Origin of the sequence: Hymenobacter sp. (genome assembly GCF_031398885.1) — a bacterium.
Taxonomy (GTDB): Bacteria; Bacteroidota; Bacteroidia; order Cytophagales; family Hymenobacteraceae; genus Hymenobacter.
In genome coordinates this window covers 15568-31973 of sequence record NZ_JANNOD010000110.1, presented here as the reverse complement: position 1 = coordinate 31973, position 16406 = coordinate 15568, and the positions used below count along the sequence as shown (strand labels likewise).

10 protein-coding genes and 1 riboswitch are annotated in these 16406 nt (G+C 65.6%); of the genes, 2 read left to right on the top strand and 8 right to left on the bottom strand.

Annotated elements, in window-relative coordinates:
- Positions 1–206 precede the first annotated feature (206 nt).
- The 4 genes from RMO51_RS19785 to RMO51_RS19770 all read right to left on the bottom strand — a co-directional run bounded on the left by RMO51_RS19785 (position 207) and on the right by RMO51_RS19770 (position 6523).
- Positions 207–1679, bottom strand: coding sequence for an amino acid permease (locus RMO51_RS19785; protein ID WP_310397703.1), 1473 nt, complete (start codon positions 1677–1679; stop codon positions 207–209).
- Between the two features lie 203 nt (positions 1680–1882).
- Positions 1883–2902: an LLM class flavin-dependent oxidoreductase gene (locus tag RMO51_RS19780; protein ID WP_310397702.1), complete on the bottom strand. Its 1020-nt coding sequence runs from the start codon at positions 2900–2902 to the stop codon at positions 1883–1885.
- 131 nt (positions 2903–3033) lie between these two features.
- Positions 3034–4023 (bottom strand): hypothetical protein, encoded by a 990-nt coding sequence (locus tag RMO51_RS19775; protein ID WP_310397701.1) that lies wholly within the window; start codon positions 4021–4023, stop codon positions 3034–3036.
- 351 nt (positions 4024–4374) lie between these two features.
- Positions 4375–4466, bottom strand: a riboswitch (SAM riboswitch).
- Positions 4467–4558: 92 nt separating this feature from the next.
- Complete coding sequence (locus tag RMO51_RS19770) at positions 4559–6523, bottom strand: TonB-dependent receptor (protein ID WP_310397700.1); 1965 nt, start codon at positions 6521–6523, stop codon at positions 4559–4561.
- Between the two features lie 187 nt (positions 6524–6710).
- Between RMO51_RS19770 and RMO51_RS19765 the strand changes: the two genes are divergently transcribed.
- Entirely contained in the window at positions 6711–9197 is a 2487-nt protein-coding gene (locus RMO51_RS19765; protein WP_310397699.1) for a M1 family aminopeptidase, read from the top strand.
- Positions 9198–9611: 414 nt separating this feature from the next.
- Here RMO51_RS19765 and RMO51_RS19760 read toward each other — a convergent pair whose 3' ends face one another.
- The 4 genes from RMO51_RS19760 to RMO51_RS19745 form a co-directional block, all read right to left on the bottom strand.
- Positions 9612–10376, bottom strand: coding sequence for a carbonic anhydrase (locus RMO51_RS19760; protein ID WP_310397698.1), 765 nt, complete (start codon positions 10374–10376; stop codon positions 9612–9614).
- Between the two features lie 89 nt (positions 10377–10465).
- On the bottom strand, positions 10466–12103 hold the full coding sequence (locus RMO51_RS19755) for a SulP family inorganic anion transporter (protein ID WP_310397697.1): 1638 nt from the start codon (positions 12101–12103) through the stop codon (positions 10466–10468).
- Between the two features lie 141 nt (positions 12104–12244).
- Positions 12245–13651, bottom strand: a complete 1407-nt coding sequence (locus RMO51_RS19750; protein ID WP_310397696.1) for a HAMP domain-containing sensor histidine kinase — start codon at positions 13649–13651, stop codon at positions 12245–12247.
- Between the two features lie 133 nt (positions 13652–13784).
- On the bottom strand, positions 13785–14462 hold the full coding sequence (locus RMO51_RS19745) for a response regulator transcription factor (protein WP_310397695.1): 678 nt from the start codon (positions 14460–14462) through the stop codon (positions 13785–13787).
- 703 nt (positions 14463–15165) lie between these two features.
- Between RMO51_RS19745 and RMO51_RS19740 the strand changes: the two genes are divergently transcribed.
- Complete coding sequence (locus RMO51_RS19740) at positions 15166–16308, top strand: XdhC family protein (RefSeq protein ID WP_310397694.1); 1143 nt, start codon at positions 15166–15168, stop codon at positions 16306–16308.
- Positions 16309–16406 lie beyond the last annotated feature (98 nt).

The window sequence follows — 16406 nt, the reverse complement described above, 5'->3', positions numbered from 1 at the left end:
TAACTCAAGTTGCGGACTACAGAAGGGTAGCCCCCGTGGGGCGGCACGTTGGTAGTCAACCCGTTCTAAACCCGTTTTTCCAGCCCCGGCGGGGCGACACTCGGCCGACGAATGTCGCCCCGCCGGGGCTTTAGCGCCTGAGTGGCGGCATCTTGCTACCGACATGTCGCCCCGCAGGGGCTACGTTCGATAGTCCGCAACTTGGGTTAAGTAGCTTGGCGCAGGCTGCCCTTGGCGGCGGCTTGCGCCAGCCGCAGCTTGCTGTGCTGGCGGCCGTAGCCATAGTAGATGGCCATGCCCAGGGCCAGCCACACCAGCAGCCGCAGCCACGTTTCGCCGGGCAGCGAAAACATCATCACCAGGCATACCACGATGCCCAGCACCGGCACCACCGGCACCCACGGCGTGCGGAAAGGGCGCGGGGCATCGGGGTTGGTCCGGCGCATGATGAGCACGCCCAGGCACACCATCACGAAGGCCAGCAGCGTGCCGATGCTCGTCATCTCGCCCACCACGGCGATGGGCACGAAACCCGCGAACAAGGCAATGAAGCACCCCAGCAGCAGGCTGGATTGCAGCGGCGTGTTGAAGCGCGGGTGCAGGCGCGAGAACACCGGCGGCAGCAGCCCGTCCTTCGACATGGAAAAAAACACCCGCGACTGCCCCAGCAAGTCCACCAGAATGACGGACGTGTAGCCGATGAGAATGGCCAGAATCACGGCCGAAGTGAGCCAGGCGTAGGGCGTTTTGTCGATGGCAATGGCCACCGGCGCGGCGCTGTTTTTAAACTCGGTGTAGTTGGCCAGGCCCGTGAGCACGTGGCCAAACAGCACGAAGAGCACCGTGCACACCGCCAAGGAGCCCAGGATGCCAATGGGCATGTTGCGCTGCGGGTTCTTGGTTTCCTGCGCCATGGTGGCCACGATGTCGAAGCCGATGAAGACGAAGAAAATGACCCCCGCCCCGCGCAGAATTCCGCTCAGCCCGAACTCGCCAAACGTGCCGGTGTTGGCCGGGATGTAGGGCTGGTAGTTGGCGGGGTCGATGTACTGCCAGCCCAGCGCGATGAACACCAACACCACGGCCACCTTGAGGGCCACCACCAGCGCGTTGAACCAGGCCGACCCCTTGGTACCGCGCACCACGATGGCCGTGATGGCCAGCACGATGAGCATGGCCGGCACGTTCACGAACCCCGACACGGTGCTGCCATCGGCCCGCGTGGCCGTTTCAAAGGGCGACATCACCAGCTGCGCCGGGATGTGCAGCCCGTATTTCCCCAGAAACTTGACGAGGTACTGCGACCAGCTAATGGCCACCGTAGCCGCGCCCACCGAGTATTCTAGCACCAAATCCCAGCCAATAATCCAGGCGAACAGCTCGCCCATGGTGGCGTACGAATAGGTGTACGCCGAGCCCGAAACGGGCACCATCGCCGCAAATTCGGCGTAGCACAGCGCCGAAAAAGCACAACCCACCGCGGCTACAATGAAGGAAAGGGTGACGGCCGGCCCGGCATTATTCGCCGCCGCAATGCCGGTGAGCGAGAACAAGCCCGCGCCGATGATAACGCCGATGCCGATGGCAATGAGGCTGACGCCGTTGAGGCTGCGCTTGAGGGTGTTCGCCCCCGTTTCGGCCGCTTCCAATTGAAGCAGCTCCAGTGATTTTTTGAGCATGAAATATTGGGACGTTCCTAATGGAACGTGGAAAAACAACTACGTTGAAGCACCAAATAATCGGAACGTCATGCCGAGCGCAGCCGAGGCATCTCGCTCGCGTCGTCCTCACGATTGGGCTACCACCCCGCGCGAGATGCCTCGGCTGCGCCCGGCATGATGTTCCGTTTTGCTTATTGATTTGTTTATTGAATGGCTTAGGCCTACGCCAGCACCTGAATAACCGACTCCGAGAACCGCTCCATTTCCTCCAACTGCGGGCTGGCCTGGAGCAGGAAGAAGTCCACGCCCACCGCTTCGAACGCGCCGATGCGGTCCTGCAGCTGCGCGGGCGTGCCGGTGAGGCCGGTGCGCAGGCCCCGGTTCGACACCGAGTAGTCGTGCAGCGACACTTGCTGTTCGAGCTGCGTGCCGGCCAGCCACTGCTGGTAGTTCTCGTAGCCGGCGGCCGAGGCCTTGACGTTGGTGATGCGGTCCAGCTCCTTTTGCACATCCTGCTCGTTGTCGCGCACTATCGTGTAGCCGGCCACGCCGAACTTCAGGGGCGGCAGGCCTTTCTGCTCGCGGCGGCGGCGCATGTCGGCAATGCGGGCCCCGATGAGTTCGGGCGAGTCGCCGTGCATCACGTAGCCGTCGCACTGGGTTGAAATGAGGTCCTTGGCGGCTTCCGACTCGCCGCCCGCGTACAGGAACGGCGCTTTGGCGGGCTTGGGCTGGAGGATGTTATCGGCCACCTGGTAGTACTTGCCCTGGTAGCTGAAATGGTCCTGCTTCCACACGTTGGTCACCACGTCGAGCCACTCGCGGGTGCGGGCGTAGCGGTCGTCGTGCTGCTCGAAGTGCAGGCCGTACTTGGTGGCCTCGTCGCGCCACCAGCTCGATACCACGTTCAGCGACAACCGGCCGGGCGCAATCAAATCAATATTAGCCGCCTGCTTGGCCAGCAGCGCCGGGTTGTGGAAGGTGGGCCGCACGGCCACCATGATTTCAAGCTGTTCGGTCACGGCGGCCAGCGCGGCGGCCGTACTCCACGCTTCCAGCGACGGCGCTTCCGTGCCCTTGATGTCGTTCAAGTACAGCTCGGCCACCAGCGTGAGGTCGTAGCCCAGCGCCTCGCTGCGCTGCGCCAGCTGCTTGACGTAGCGCCAGTCGGTGGGCATCTGCTCGTCCTCGACGTTGCGCAGCCAGCCCCCAAAAATGGGCATCCAATATCCAAATTTCATGGCTTTTTATTCTGAATGAACGTCATGCAGAGCGCAGCGAAACATCTCGCGTGCAGCAGTGACTCAATCATTTGATTTGCTACCCCACGTGAGATGCTTCGCTGCGCTCTGCATGACAGTTTTGAAGTTACTTAAGCCGTGGCCAACTCACCACGCGCGACCACGGCCACCGGCAACTGCGCCTCCAGGTAGTCCACGAAGCGGGCGTAGGGGTCGAAACCCACCACGTTTACGGCATCAGCTACGAAGTTTGAAAGCGCGTTGATGTCGTAGAAAAGCACGTCGCCGGTGCGGTCGTCGATGAGGTATTCGATGCCGCCCACGTCGATTTTGGCGGCGGCCACGATGCGCTCCGCGGCCGCAATAACTTCGGCCGGTGGCGTGAAGGCTTCCACCTGAATGCCTTTCTTGGGCGCTTCGGTCAGGCAGAATTCGGCCGACTGCTCCTCGGGAATCTGGCAGATTTCGGCCGGGCACAGATTGAAGCTCTCGCCGGTAGTGAAGACCTTCATAGCGTAGAGAAACTTGCCGTCCAGCGTTTCGACGCGGTGGATGTGGCCGCCGCGGGGCGTCACGTACTCCTGCACCAGGGCGGTCTGGTCGATGCCGAGGTCAATCTGGCCCGCGTCCACGGCCGCTTGCAGGCCCGCGGGCGTGTCGAAGCGGATGATGCCCGCGCCGCTGCCGCCGATGTTCACCTTCACCACGATGGGAAAGCGCAGCTCGCGAGCAGCGTCCACGGCCCGCGCGGCGTGGTTGATGACGAATGACTTCGGGTATTTCAGCCCCAGCGACTCGAACAGCGAGAGCTGCCGGGCCTTGTTGGTTTCGATGGCCGTGGCCGCCGAGCCGTTGATGATGCGCGTGCCGATGCGCTCCAGGTGCGTAGCGTAACCGGCCGTGTGGAAAATGCCCTGCCCGTGCCCGCGCAGGTAGGCCGACGAGCTCATGCGGTTCACCACAAGACCGTAGCGGCTTTCGGTTTCGGCGGGGTTGAAGAGGTGATGCGCGGCGTCGATTTTCTCGTAGAGTAGCCCGCGGCGGTCCAGCTCGGCGAAGAGCGGCTTGAACCATTCGGGGTGCTCGAAATAGATGCCAATGGGTTTTTGAGCGGCTGACATGTGTGGAAAATGATGAGTTGAAATGAGAGGAGGAAGGAGCCGAGGTCGCGGGCGGAGCGGGGTGCGCGTCCATTCGCCAGGCAACGGACGGGGCAGTGCCCTGCTAGTCGGGACCAGCCCAAACCGACCCCACGCGCCGCGCCGCATCAGACAACCGCCCGGAAAGAAAAAAGTACGCCCGCGCCGCGAAGCCCCGCTGACGCCGCTTTTTACCCGCGAAAAATCAAACGGAAAAAGCTAGCCCTGGCCACAACAGCAACAACAGCCCCTGCCGGCCCGGCGCGCAGCGGCGCGGGCATTGCAAGCAGCAGGAAAAGCGGGAATGGGGTTGGCAGCGTCCACGGCAACTTGTTTTTATATGTTCAGGAATTGGCACCGTGCCGCGGTTGCGGGTGGTTGCCGGCGCATCGGTGAGCCTGTCTCTCAGCGCCTCTGTATAAAAACAATCCTTACATCAGAAAGAATTGATGCCACAAATGTACGTACAGGATTTGAAAGCAGCCGGGCCATTGAAAACCGAGACGCCAGCCCCTTTCTACTGCCGCAGGGCCAGGCGCAGGCCGGCCATCAGCCAGCGGGTGGGCAACTGGGCGCCCAGCAGGTCGGAATACCGCTCGTTGAACAGGTTCTGGACCTGCCCCGTGAGCCAGAGCCGCTCGGGCCGCAGCGCCACTTCCAGGCGGGCGTTGAACACGAGGTACTCGGCGCCAAGCGTGCGGTTGATGGCCGCGGCCGCGGCGCCGTCGCGCTGCTTCCAGAGGCCGCTGAGGCTGCCGTTGACGCGGCGCGAGGTGACGCCCACGGTGCCCGCCACCACGTGCCGGGCAATGTTGGCCAAGTACTGCGAGGCAATGTTTTCGGCGTTGCTCACCTTCACGTACGTGTAGCCCACGCTGCCGTCGAGGCGGGTTTTGGGCGCGAGCTGCCGGGCCAGCACCACCTCCGTTTCCACGCCCCGGGTGGTCACCTCGAACAGGTTCTGGGCGAAGCGGTAGGTGTTGGCCGCGCTCAGGTTGGCCAGGCCCGAGGCTTCGATGACCTGGGCGCCGGGCGTGGGCACGTAGTCAATCTGGTTGTTGCCCTTGCGCAGAAAACCCGTAACCCGCGCCGTGAGGCCGGGCAGCGGGCGGTAGTCGGCCCCCAGCTCGTAGTTCAGCGTGCGCTCGGCCTGCAGGTCGGCGTTGCCCACGTTCAGGCCGCTGCGCAAGGGGGCGGGCTGGCCGTGGTTGTTGTAGCGCTCCGTGAAATCGGGCGCCCGAATGGCCCGGCCCACGGCGCCGCGCACGGTGAGGGCCGCCCCGAGCTGCTGGCTGGCGTTGAGCTGCGGCACCAGTTCGGTGCCGTAGGCTTGGTCGCGGTCGAGGCGCAGGCCGCCGGTGAGGGCCAGGCCGGGCGCGGGCGTCACGGCCACCACCCCAAAGGCGGCCGTGTGCCACACGGCGTGGTTGCCGCGGTCGTTGCTCGCCACGGCGCGGCGGTCAATTTGCCCGCCCAGCGTGGCGCGCACCTGGTCCGAAAACTGCCGCTGGTGGCTGAGCAGCACGTTGGTGTAGTGCATGAGGTGGTCGCTGGCCACGCCGGTGGGCGTGAAGGCGAAGTAGTCGGTGCTGCGGCTGGTGGCCACCTGCGCCTCGCTGCGGGCTTGCGCGCCGTGCTGGTAGCGCAGCTGGCCCTGGTACCAGTCGCGGGTGGTGGTTTCGCGCGACTGGTCGGCGGGGCTGGTGGAGTAGAAGTACTGGGCGTCGTACTTGCGGCGGTCGAGGCTGGCGCGGGCGGCCACGCTCAGCCGGGGCGTGAGCTCGTAGGCCGCGGAGAGCGAATAGGTTTTCAGGTCCACGTCGCTGCGCGTGGTGCTGGGGGCCTCGCGCGGCTGGCCGTCGGTGGTGTTCAGCAGCACGCCGCCGCCCAGGCGCAGGCGGTTTTTGGCCAGGAAGCCGCCGGTGCTGGTGTGCCACAGGTTGTACTCGCCGCGCAGGGTGGTGCTGGTCAGCTCGGCTTCGTCGCGGCGCGCGGTGGCGGCAAAGGTTTTGGTGACGATGTTGATGACCCCGCCCACGGCATCGGGGCCGTAGAGGGCCGCCCCGGCCCCGCGAATGATTTCGATTTGCTCAATCTCGGCCGGGGTGATGGGCAGGTAGGCGCCGAAGTGGCCCGAGAGCGGGTCGTTGAGCCGCATGCCGTCCAGCAGAAAAAGCACTTGGTTGAATGTGCTGCCGCGCAGGCTCACGTCGGCCTGGGCGCCGAAGCTGCCGCGGCTCTGCACCTCCAGCGCCGGCAGGCAGCGGAGCAGGTCATCGAGGGAATTGACGGGGTAGCGCGCAATGCTGGCCCCGGCAATGACCGTCACGGCGCGGCCGGTCTGGCTCAGCGGCTGGCTCAGGCGGGACGCGTACACGGTGACTTCGCGCAGGGCGCGGCTGCTGTCGGCCGGCGCTTGGGCCCGGGCGGTGCCGGTGCCAAGAAGACAGAAAAAGAAGCAGGCAAAGCGTAGAAAAGGCATTTCAATCGGAACTGATGAGGCCGCAAACTTACGGCCGCCCCGTGGAGCGCGCCGCGGCCGGCGCGGGGGCGCGCAAGCCGGCCGCGGGCTTTACCTACGGGCGCGCACTACTTTCGCAAGTGGCAAAGGCCGCGCCGCCCCGCGGCCCGGTCCTTCGCCGTCCTCTTATTTTTTCAAGCCTTTTGTTATGAAGCAACTTCTCGTTCTGGGCCTCCTGGGCCTGGGGGCCGCCGCGCCGGCCCGGGCGCAGGCGCCGGCCCCCCCTGCCGCCAAGGCAGAATCCCCCTACCGCGCCTCGGCCACCAAGGTCAACGACCTGGTGCACACCAAACTCGACGTGCGCTTCGACTACGCCAAGCGCTACCTCTACGGCAAAACCTGGATTACGCTCAAGCCCCACGGCTACCCCACCGACTCGCTGCGGCTCGACGCCAAGGGCATGGACATCAAGGCCGTGGCGATGATGAACGGCGAGGCGCAGCAGCCCCTGAAGTACACCTACACCGACGCTGCCAACCTGCGCATCAACCTGGGCAAAACCCTGAAGCCCGGCGAAGCCTACACCGTGTACATCGACTACGTGTCGAAGCCCAACGAGCTCAAGGTGCAGGGCAGCGCCGCCATCACCGACGCCAAGGGCCTGTACTTCATCAACCCCGACAGCACGGAGAAGGGCAAGCCCGTGCAAATCTGGACGCAGGGCGAGACCGAAGGCTCGTCGGCCTGGTTCCCGACCATTGACCGGCCCAACCAGAAAACGACCCAGGAAATCAGCCTGACCGTGCCCAGCAAGTACGTCACGCTCAGCAACGGCCGCCTCGACGGCTCGAAGCCCGCCGGCCCCGGCCTGCGCACCGACACCTGGAAAATGGAGCTGCCCCACGCGCCCTACCTGTTTATGATGGCCGTGGGCGACTTTAAAGTCTACAAGGACACCTGGCGCGGCAAGGACGTGAGCTACTACCTGGAGCCCAAGTACGCGCCCTTCGCCAAGCAGATTTTCGGCAACACGCCCGACATGCTGGAGTTCTTTTCCACCCGCCTCGACGTGGAATACCCCTGGAACCGCTACGCCCAGATAGTGTGCCGCGACTACGTGAGCGGGGCCATGGAAAACACCACCGCCACCCTGCACGGCGAGCAGGTGCAGCTGACCGACCGCGAGCTGCTCGACCGCGAGTACACCGGCGAGTCCGTCATCGCCCACGAGCTGTTTCACCAGTGGTTCGGCGACTACGTGACGGCCGAGTCCTGGGCCAACATCACCGTGAATGAGACCATGGCCGACTTCTCCGAAGGACTTTACGCCGAGCACAAGTACGGCCGCGACGCCGCCGATGCCCACTACTACCGCTACCTGCGCCGCTACCTGAGCAGCCCGCGCGACGCCACCAAAAACCTCGTGCGCTTCCACTACGACAGCCAGGAGGACGTGTTCGATTTGGTGAGCTACCAGAAGGGCGGCGCCATCATGGACATGCTGCGCACCTACCTGGGCGACGACGTGTTCTTCGCCGGCCTGCAGAAATACCTCAAGGACAACGCCCTCGGCAACGGCGAGGCCCACCAACTGCGCCTGGCGTTCGAGGCTACTTCGGGCCAGGACTTGAACTGGTTTTTCAACCAGTGGTACTTCGCCTCCGGCCACCCCGTGGTCAGCATCGACTACGCCTGGGACGCGGCGAACAAGACCCAGTCCGTGACCGTGAAGCAGACCCAGCCCGGCCAGCCGTTCCGCCTGCCCTTCACCATCGACTACTACGTGAAGGGCAAGGTGCAGCACCAGGCGGTGGTGATGACCGAAGCCACCCAAACCTTCCGCATGCCCCTGGCCGCCAAGCCCGAGCTGGTGAACGTGGACGCCGCCAAAAAGACCCTGTGGCAGAAAACCGACAACAAACCGATGAGCGAGTACGCCTACCAGTACGCCCACGCGCCCCTGTTTGTGGACCGGCGCGAGGCGGTGGACGCCGCGGCCAAGCTGCACGCCACCGACGCCACGGCCCGGGGCATCGTGCTGGCGGGCCTCAACGACAAATTCTACAGCGTGCGCCGGGGCGCCATCGAGCCGCTGAAGCTCGACGACCCCGCCGTGGCCAAAGTCGCCGGGGCCGCCCTCCGCAAGCGGGCCGCCATCGAAAAGGAGCCCGCCGTCATGGCCTCGCTGCTCACGGCCCTGGCCAAGCTGAAGGACAAGAAGGACGAGAAATTATTCACCCAGCAGCTCGGCAGCCAGTCGTACAACGTGCAGGGCGCCGCCCTGCGGGCCTTTGCTGCGGTGCAGCCCGCCCAGGGCCTCGCCCGCGCCAAAGCCTTTGAAAAAGACGAGCACGACGCGCTGGCCCAGGCGGTGGTGGCAGTGTACGCCAAAGCGGGCGGCCCCGCCGAGTGGGCCTACGTGCGCGACCGGTACGACGCGGCCCGCCCGCAAGCCAAATTCAACCTGGCCGAACCGATGGCCGGCCTGATGAACCGCCTCGACGACCCCGCCGCCTTCAACGAAGGCGTGGCCCGCATCCGCGACCTCGGCGTGAAATTCAAGAGCTACGGGGCCGACCAAATGGCCGTCGGCCTGCTGCAAGCCGCCGCCAAGGGCCAGGCCAGCCGCGCCAACGCCAGCGCCGCCCAGCAAGCCGTCGACAAGGCCGTGGAGGAAATCAAGAACGCCAAGTAACCGCCCGTGCCTTTGCCCGGCGCTGGCCGAACCACCTGAAGCGTGGGGACCGGTACCGGCCAAACCTCCTGAGGTGTCTGTGCGGCCCCGGCCACGAGTCTCCAAAAAGAAAGCCCGCTGTATTCCAGCGGGCTTTCTTTTTGTCCTCGCCGCGAAGCGCGCTGCGAAACGAAGTGGGTGCGGGGCTGACCGCCGCCCGTCGTTGCCCGAATACGACGTACACGGTCCAACGACGGGCGGGGGCCAGCCCCGCACCCTACTTCGCAGGGAGTGTAACTCAGGAATCAGAGCGGTTTCGGTTCCCGGGCCGTGTTGGGAGTTAAAAGTCAGATGAACTGCTTTTTAACTTCTAACTCTCAACTTTTAACTCCCCTCAAAACCGGTCCTGACTCCGCAACTGGTCTGATTATTCGCTCAGCGGGTTGCTTCGGCCGTCTGGCTGTCTTTCTTTTTACCGGGGGGCTTGTGGTCAGCGGCAGCCGCGCCGTTGCCGTTGGCTTGGTGGGAGCCTTGGGAGGAGTTTGCATTGTGCTTACTCTCCGCGGGCGCCTCGGTGCCGTAGATGTGCTCCATCTCGCGGAACACGGCCAGGCCATCTACTTCCAGGTCCTTGAGCAGGCCGTCGTGCAAGTCGTACACGAGGCCGTGCAGGCGGGGCGGGTTGTCGCCGCGCATGGCATTCTGGATGATGTTGGTCTTGGCCAGGTTGCGCACCTGCTCGATGACGTTGAGCTCCACCAGGCGCTTGGCCCGCTGGGCATCATCCTTGATGCGCAAAATCTCGGTTTCGTGCAGGCGGATGACGTCGCGGATGTGGGTCAGCCAATTATCAATCAGGCCGTACTGCTTGTTGCTGGCCGCCGCCGCCACGCCGCCGCAGCCGTAGTGGCCCACCACCAGAATGTCCTTCACCCCGAGCACTTCCACGGCGTATTGCAGCACGCTGAGCAGATTCATGTCGGTGTGCACCACCAGGTTGGCGATGTTGCGGTGCACGAACATCTCGCCCGGCCCGGTGCCGGTGATGCCCGAGGCCGGCACCCGCGAGTCGGAGCAGCCGATGAACAGGTACTTGGGTTTCTGGCCCTTGGCCAGGCGCTCGAAAAATTCGGGGTCGCCGGCATTTTTTTCAGCGACCCACTTGCGGTTGTTAGCGATGATATTTTCTACTCCGGTCATGGTTACGTGGGAAGGTTTGGGAATGAGAAATTGAGCAGGCACGGGAGCGTAAATTACCAAGAAATGCCAGAAGAGCAGCCCGCGGCCGGCTAGTGCCCGGCCAGGTCCACTTGCCGGATGCCGCGCATCTCCAGCTCGATGCCCCGGGCCGGCGCCGCCCGCCGAAACGCCTCCAGGGCCTCCAGCACGTCGTGGTCGATGACGTGGGAGTTGGTGCCGTCGAGGATGACGCGGCTGCCGGCGGGCAGCTGTTCGAGGGTGGTGACGATGCTGGCCTTGTTGAGGAATGAGACGTGCTCGGGCAGGCGCAAGTGCATGTGCTCCGGGTCGGCTTTGTCGTCGGCCGTGTCGCGCCACAGGTACGAGCCGGCCTTGGAGTTGTCGCGCAGGATGAAGAAGAACCCCAACACCAGCCCGATGCTTACTCCCTTGAGCAAATCAGTGAACAGCACGGCCGCGATGGTGATGATGAAGGGGACGAACTGCTCGCGGCCCAACTGCCACTGCTTCCGGTACAGGGCCGGCTTGGTGAGCTTGTAGCCCACCATCAGCAGCACCGCGGCCAGGGCCGACAGCGGAATCAGGTTCAGCACCGAGCCCAGAAACAAGAGGCTCACCAGCAGCAGCAGGCCGTGGATGAAGGCCGCCAGCCGGGTCTGGCCGCCGGCGCTGATGTTGGCCGACGAGCGCACGATGACCGCCGTGATGGGCAGGCCGCCGAGCAGGCCGCTCACGAGGTTGCCCGCGCCCTGGGCCATCAGCTCGCGGTTGGTGGGCGTGTGGCGCTTTTGGGGGTCGAGGTTATCGACGGCTTCCACGCTGAGCAGCGTTTCGAGCGAGGCCACAATGGCAATGGTGAGGGCCACGCCGTAGGTGGCGGGCCGGCGCAGGGCGCTGAAGTCGGGAAAGGTCATCTCGCCCACCAACTGCTGCAACGACGACACCACCGGCAGGGTCACGAGGTGCTCGGGGCGCACCTGCAGGCCGGGGGCCACCACGTGCAGGAGCTGGTTGAGGCTGACCGCGGAAATAACGGCCACCAGCGCCCCCGGCACGAGCCGCACCCAGGCCCGCTGGCGCAGGGCCGGCGTGTCCCAGAGTAGCATCAGGCCCAGCGCCACCGCGCCCACCAGTACCGAGCCCGGGCTTAGCCCGCGCACGGCCGAGCCAATGGCGGAAAACGTGTTCAGGCCGTCGAACTGCGAGAAGTTCATGTCCTCAAAGTAGTCCGAGTCGGCGCCGAGAAAGTGAGGCAGCTGTTTCAAAATCAGGATAATGCCGATGGCGGCCAACATGCCCCGGATAACAGCCGCCGGGAAGTACAGGGCGATGATGCCCGCCCGGGCCACGCCCATGATTATCTGCATGACGCCAGCCACCACCGTGGCCGCCAGCACCGCCTGAAACGAGCCCAGCGTGGCGATGGCCGCCAGCACGATGGTGGTGAGGCCGGCCGCCGGCCCGCTCACGCTCACCGCCGAGCCGCTCAGCCAGCTCACCAGCACTCCGCCCACGATGCCCGCCACCACGCCGGCCAGCAAAGGCGCTCCCGAGGCCAGCGAAATGCCCAGGCACAGCGGCAAGGCAACCAGAAACACCACCAGCCCGGCCGGCGCGTCCTGGCCGAGGGTGCTAAAAAGGGGGGCCTTGGGCGGACGCACGACCGGACCAGCGCCTTTGGCAATGGGCACTCCGGTGCGTGCCGGGGTAGAGGTAATTTGCGACATCGATAAAAATATAACTGAAGCCTGGTTGCCAAAGCACTTCCCGGGGCAAGGCCTGCGGAAATACGAGGGCAAGATTACGCGGGCCCTATTAAGACGGAATTAAAGCCGAGTTAAAAGGGCATTAAAACCAGAATATTGCCATTAGATAGCTCTTAAGGGCCATTCCAGCCACACTTGCGTGCCCTGTCCCGGCTCGCTTTCCAGGCGCACGGTACCGCCGTGCAGGGCCATGATGCGGGCCGTGAGCGGCAGCCCGATGCCGTGCCCCGGCACTACCCGGGCCGCCGCCGCCCGAAAAAACGGCACGAACACCTGCTGCAAATCCGCGGCCGTCAGCCCCGGGCCCTCGTCCGCCACCAGCAGCGTGAGCCGCTGGGGAGTCCGGGCCAGCGTGGCCGTAACGGTTCCGCCGGTACCCGCCGAAAACTTGCAGGCGTTGTCGAGCACGTTCAGCAGGGCCGACAGCAGCAGGGCCTCGTTGCCCCGCACGGCGAAGGCGCGGGCGTCGGCCTCGTCGCCAAAGTCGAGGTCGACGCGGCAGGTGGGGTGGCGGCGCAGGAGCTGCTCGTGGGCCAGCAGCAGCACCTCGTCGAGGCGCACCCGGGCCATGGGCACCTGCGAGGGGTCGTCGGAGGCGCGGGCAATTTGCAGCAACCCATTGGTGAGCTCGTTGAGCTGCCGCGACGAATCGAGGGTGCTTTGCAGCACGCGCCGGTACTCGGCGGGGGTGCGCTCAGCTTGCAGCAGCGCCACTTCCAGCTCGCCGATGAGGGCCGTGAGCGGGGTGCGCAGCTCGTGGGAAGCGTCGCGCACGAAGGTGCGCTGCCCGGCGAAAGCCGATTCGAGCCGGTCGAGCAGGCGGTTGAAGCGCTGGGCCAGGCGGCCCAGCTCGTCGGTGGCGCCGTCGGCCTGGGTGAGGCGCTGGCTCAGGTCGGTGGCCGTGATGCCGTCCACCTCCTGCACCATGCGCCGCAGCGGGTGCAAGGCCTGCCCGGCAAACACCCAGCTCCCGACGCCCATGGCCACCAGGGCCGCCAGCAGCCCCCCGGCCAGCAGCCGCCGCAGCTGCCCCAGCTGCTGGCGGCTGTCCTCGTCCACCGACGAGGCCACCACCACCAGCGGCCCCAGGCGGGCGTCGTGGTAGAGCAGGCCCACGGTTTCGTGGTAATTGGTTTCGGGCTCCAGCACGGCGCTGCCCGAGCGGCGCACCTCGGCCAGCCACGCGGCGGGCACGGGCATGGCCGGCCCCTGCCCTTCCCGGAACACCAGCTTGTTGGCCGCGTCGTACACGCGGCCTTCTTCGGCGGGCAGCGTGCGGTACAGCTGCCGCAGGTAGCGCCGGTACGAGGCTTGCTGGCCGGGGTCGCCGGAATCCTGCTGGCCGTCGGCGTAGGCGTGGCCCACCACCAGCGTCCGCTTAAACAGGCTCTGGGTGAACAGGGTCCGCCGGGACTGCGAAGTGGCAAAGTAGATGGCCAGCGCAAACAGCAGCAGCGTCACGACCAGAATGGAGCCAAACTGCAGCGCAAGACGAAGGCGAATAGACATTCCTGATGATGTGCTGATTATTCGATGTGCTGATTGGTCTTTACAGTACAAATTCAATCGATTAGCCCGGTTAATTTTAGCAAACGACGCACCGCTGGCATTGGCGCTTGCCTCGTTGAACGCAGCACATCAGCTATTCACTCTTCATCACGTAGCCCATGCCCACCAGCGTGTGAATCAGCTTGGGCTCAAATCCTTTGTCGATTTTTTTGCGCAGGAAGTTGATGTACACGTCAATTACGTTGGAGCCCGTATCGAAGCTCATGTCCCAGACGTGTTCCAGCAGGTTGGCCCGCGACACCACCCGGCCCTGGTTCCGCAGCAAGTATTCGAGCAGGGAAAACTCGCGCGCCGTGAGCTGCACCACCTGGCCGGCCCGCTCTACGCGCTTGGCGCCGGGGTCGAGGGTGAGGTCGGCCAGCCGCAGCACGGCTTTGGGGGCGGGCGCTTCGGTGCGGCGCCGCACCAGGGCCCGCAGCCGGGCCAGTAGCTCTTCAAACGCGAAGGGCTTGACCAGGTAGTCGTCGGCCCCGGCGTCGAGGCCGCGGATTTTGTCGTCGGTTTCGCCCAGTGCCGTGAGCATGAGGATGGGCACGCCGGGGTCGTGGGCGCGCACCTGGCGGCACACTTCCAGGCCGCTCAGGCCGGGCAGCATCTGGTCCAGAATCAGGCAGTCGTACTGGGTGGTCTGGGCCCGGCGCAGGCCCAGCAGGCCGTCGGCGGCGAGGTCCACGGTGTAGTCTTGCTCGGTGAGGCCCCGGTGCAGGAACGCCGCCACCGACGGCTCGTCTTCGACTAAAAGAATTTTCATGGGGCCGGAAGGTAGGGCCGGGCGCCCCAACAAGCAGCCGGCCCTCCCCGGCGGCACGCGCCGCGCGGGGAGGGCCGGCCGGGTGGCAGGCAAAAGCCAAACGGCCCGCGGCGTTACCGCGCGGCCACCGCGCCCGGGGCGCGGCCATCCTGATTGCCGGCTGGTTCGCTGGCAGTCACCTCAGTTGTGGCCCTCCCACCCGGCCGAGCGGCGCGGCCGGCAGCCGGACGCCCACGACCAACGGCGCCAGCAGGAGCGTGGCCAAATAATTGCAAAAACGCCGCTGAATATCCGAGTACACGATGCGGAAAGGCGAAATGACGACTGCGGGGGCCCGCCTCAGCCACCGCACTGCGAGTGCCGAATTTAGGCTCTTTGGGTTGAGTACCCGGGGCCATTTTAGCCTAACCACGGTTTTTCCCCGACCAAGTAGAATGCCTTCTCGCCGGACCCTAGAACCTCGTCTGCCGACGGCCAAGCTTCCGCGGTTTCATTTCCAAAGCCCCGCTGGCAAGGGCTTCCCGGGGTTGCCGCCAACAAATTGGCAGGCGGTTAAGAAACGACCCGAAAGCACGCCGCAGCGGGCGGGCCGAAGCAGCCCGCCCGCGCAACTAAATCCAATCAGGAGAGTTAAAAGCGCGGGCGGGCTGCTTCGGCCAGCGGGCGCCAGATAAGGCCCGGCGCCTGCGGGTTTCCCTCAACGATGACCGAACTCCAACGCCTGCTCCTGGCCTACGACCAGCACCGCGCCGTCGCGCGGCCCTGCGCCCTGGCCACGGTGGTGGAGGTGCTGGGCTCGGCCTACCGCCGCCCCGGCGCCCGCATGCTCGTGGCCGACGACGGCCAACTGACCGGCGCCATCAGCGGCGGCTGCCTGGAGGGCGACGCCCGCCAGCGTGCCCGGCAGGCCATTTTCCGGGGGGCGCCGGCCCTCGTCACCTACGACACGCGCGACGAGGACGACCCGCGCCACGGCCTGGGCCCCGGCTGCCAGGGCGTGGTCCGCATCCTGCTAGAGCCGTTGGACTTTGCCGACGCCGACAACCCCATGGAGCTGCTGCGTGGTTTCGCCCGCTGCCCCGAGCCCGCCGTGCTGGCCACCGTGTTCAGCACCGACGGCGCGCTTGGGCTGCGGGCCGGCGTGGGCCAGCGCCTGCTGCTCACGGCGACGGGCGTGGTGCGGGGCGCCCCCGCCTTGGCCGCGTCGCTGGCCGACGCCGGCCGCGCCACCTTGGCCCGGGGAACGTCGCAGGTGCTGGACATTGAAACCGACGCCGGCCCGGTGCGCGCGCTGGTCGAGTTGCTGACCCCGCCGTTGCGCGTCATCATCTACGGCGCCGGCAACGACGCCCAGCCGCTGGTGCGCCTCGCCGCCTCGCTCGGCTGGCACCTCACCGTGCTCGACGGCCGGCCGAACCTGGCCACGCCAGCCCGCTTCCCCGAAGCCGCGGAGGTACGCACGGTGCCCGTGGCCGCCATCGCCGACGAAACTCCCGGCGATGCCTACGCCGTGCTGCTCAGCCACAACTACGCCTACGACCTGGCGGCGCTCGAACTGCACCTTTCAACCAATACGCCTTACATCGGCCTGCTGGGCCCGCGCGCCAAAGCCGACCGGCTGCTGGAGGAGCTGGCTTTGAGCGAAGCCGAGCAGCAGCAGTTGCTGCGCACGCGCTTGCACAGCCCCATTGGCCTGGACCTGGGCAGCGAAACCCCGGAAGAAATTGCCCTGGCCATCGTGGCCGAAATTCAGGCGACCTGCCAGCAGCGCAACGGCCGGCCCTTGCGGGAGCGGGCGGGCACGGGGCACTTGACGGACGTTGCGCCCGGAGTTGAAAGGGGGTGATTAAGAAGTTTCACGGTGAGATTTTGTCTTCGTGAAACTTCTTTTACTTCGTTTTACTTCCGGGCGAAACGCTACCCGGCACCGCCGCTTCCGATTTG

Excerpts from the sequence above, each read along its gene's own strand:
- RMO51_RS19785 (WP_310397703.1), bottom strand. The coding sequence starts at position 1,679 with ATGCTCAAAAAATCACTGGAGCTGCTTCAATTGGAAGCGGCCGAAACG.
- RMO51_RS19780 (WP_310397702.1), bottom strand. The coding sequence starts at position 2,902 with ATGAAATTTGGATATTGGATGCCCATTTTTGGGGGCTGGCTGCGCAAC.
- RMO51_RS19775 (WP_310397701.1), bottom strand. The coding sequence starts at position 4,023 with ATGTCAGCCGCTCAAAAACCCATTGGCATCTATTTCGAGCACCCCGAA.
- RMO51_RS19770 (WP_310397700.1), bottom strand. The coding sequence starts at position 6,523 with ATGCCTTTTCTACGCTTTGCCTGCTTCTTTTTCTGTCTTCTTGGCACC.
- RMO51_RS19765 (WP_310397699.1), top strand. The coding sequence starts at position 6,711 with ATGAAGCAACTTCTCGTTCTGGGCCTCCTGGGCCTGGGGGCCGCCGCG.
- RMO51_RS19760 (WP_310397698.1), bottom strand. The coding sequence starts at position 10,376 with ATGACCGGAGTAGAAAATATCATCGCTAACAACCGCAAGTGGGTCGCT.
- RMO51_RS19755 (WP_310397697.1), bottom strand. The coding sequence starts at position 12,103 with ATGTCGCAAATTACCTCTACCCCGGCACGCACCGGAGTGCCCATTGCC.
- RMO51_RS19750 (WP_310397696.1), bottom strand. The coding sequence starts at position 13,651 with ATGTCTATTCGCCTTCGTCTTGCGCTGCAGTTTGGCTCCATTCTGGTC.
- RMO51_RS19745 (WP_310397695.1), bottom strand. The coding sequence starts at position 14,462 with ATGAAAATTCTTTTAGTCGAAGACGAGCCGTCGGTGGCGGCGTTCCTG.
- RMO51_RS19740 (WP_310397694.1), top strand. The coding sequence starts at position 15,166 with ATGACCGAACTCCAACGCCTGCTCCTGGCCTACGACCAGCACCGCGCC.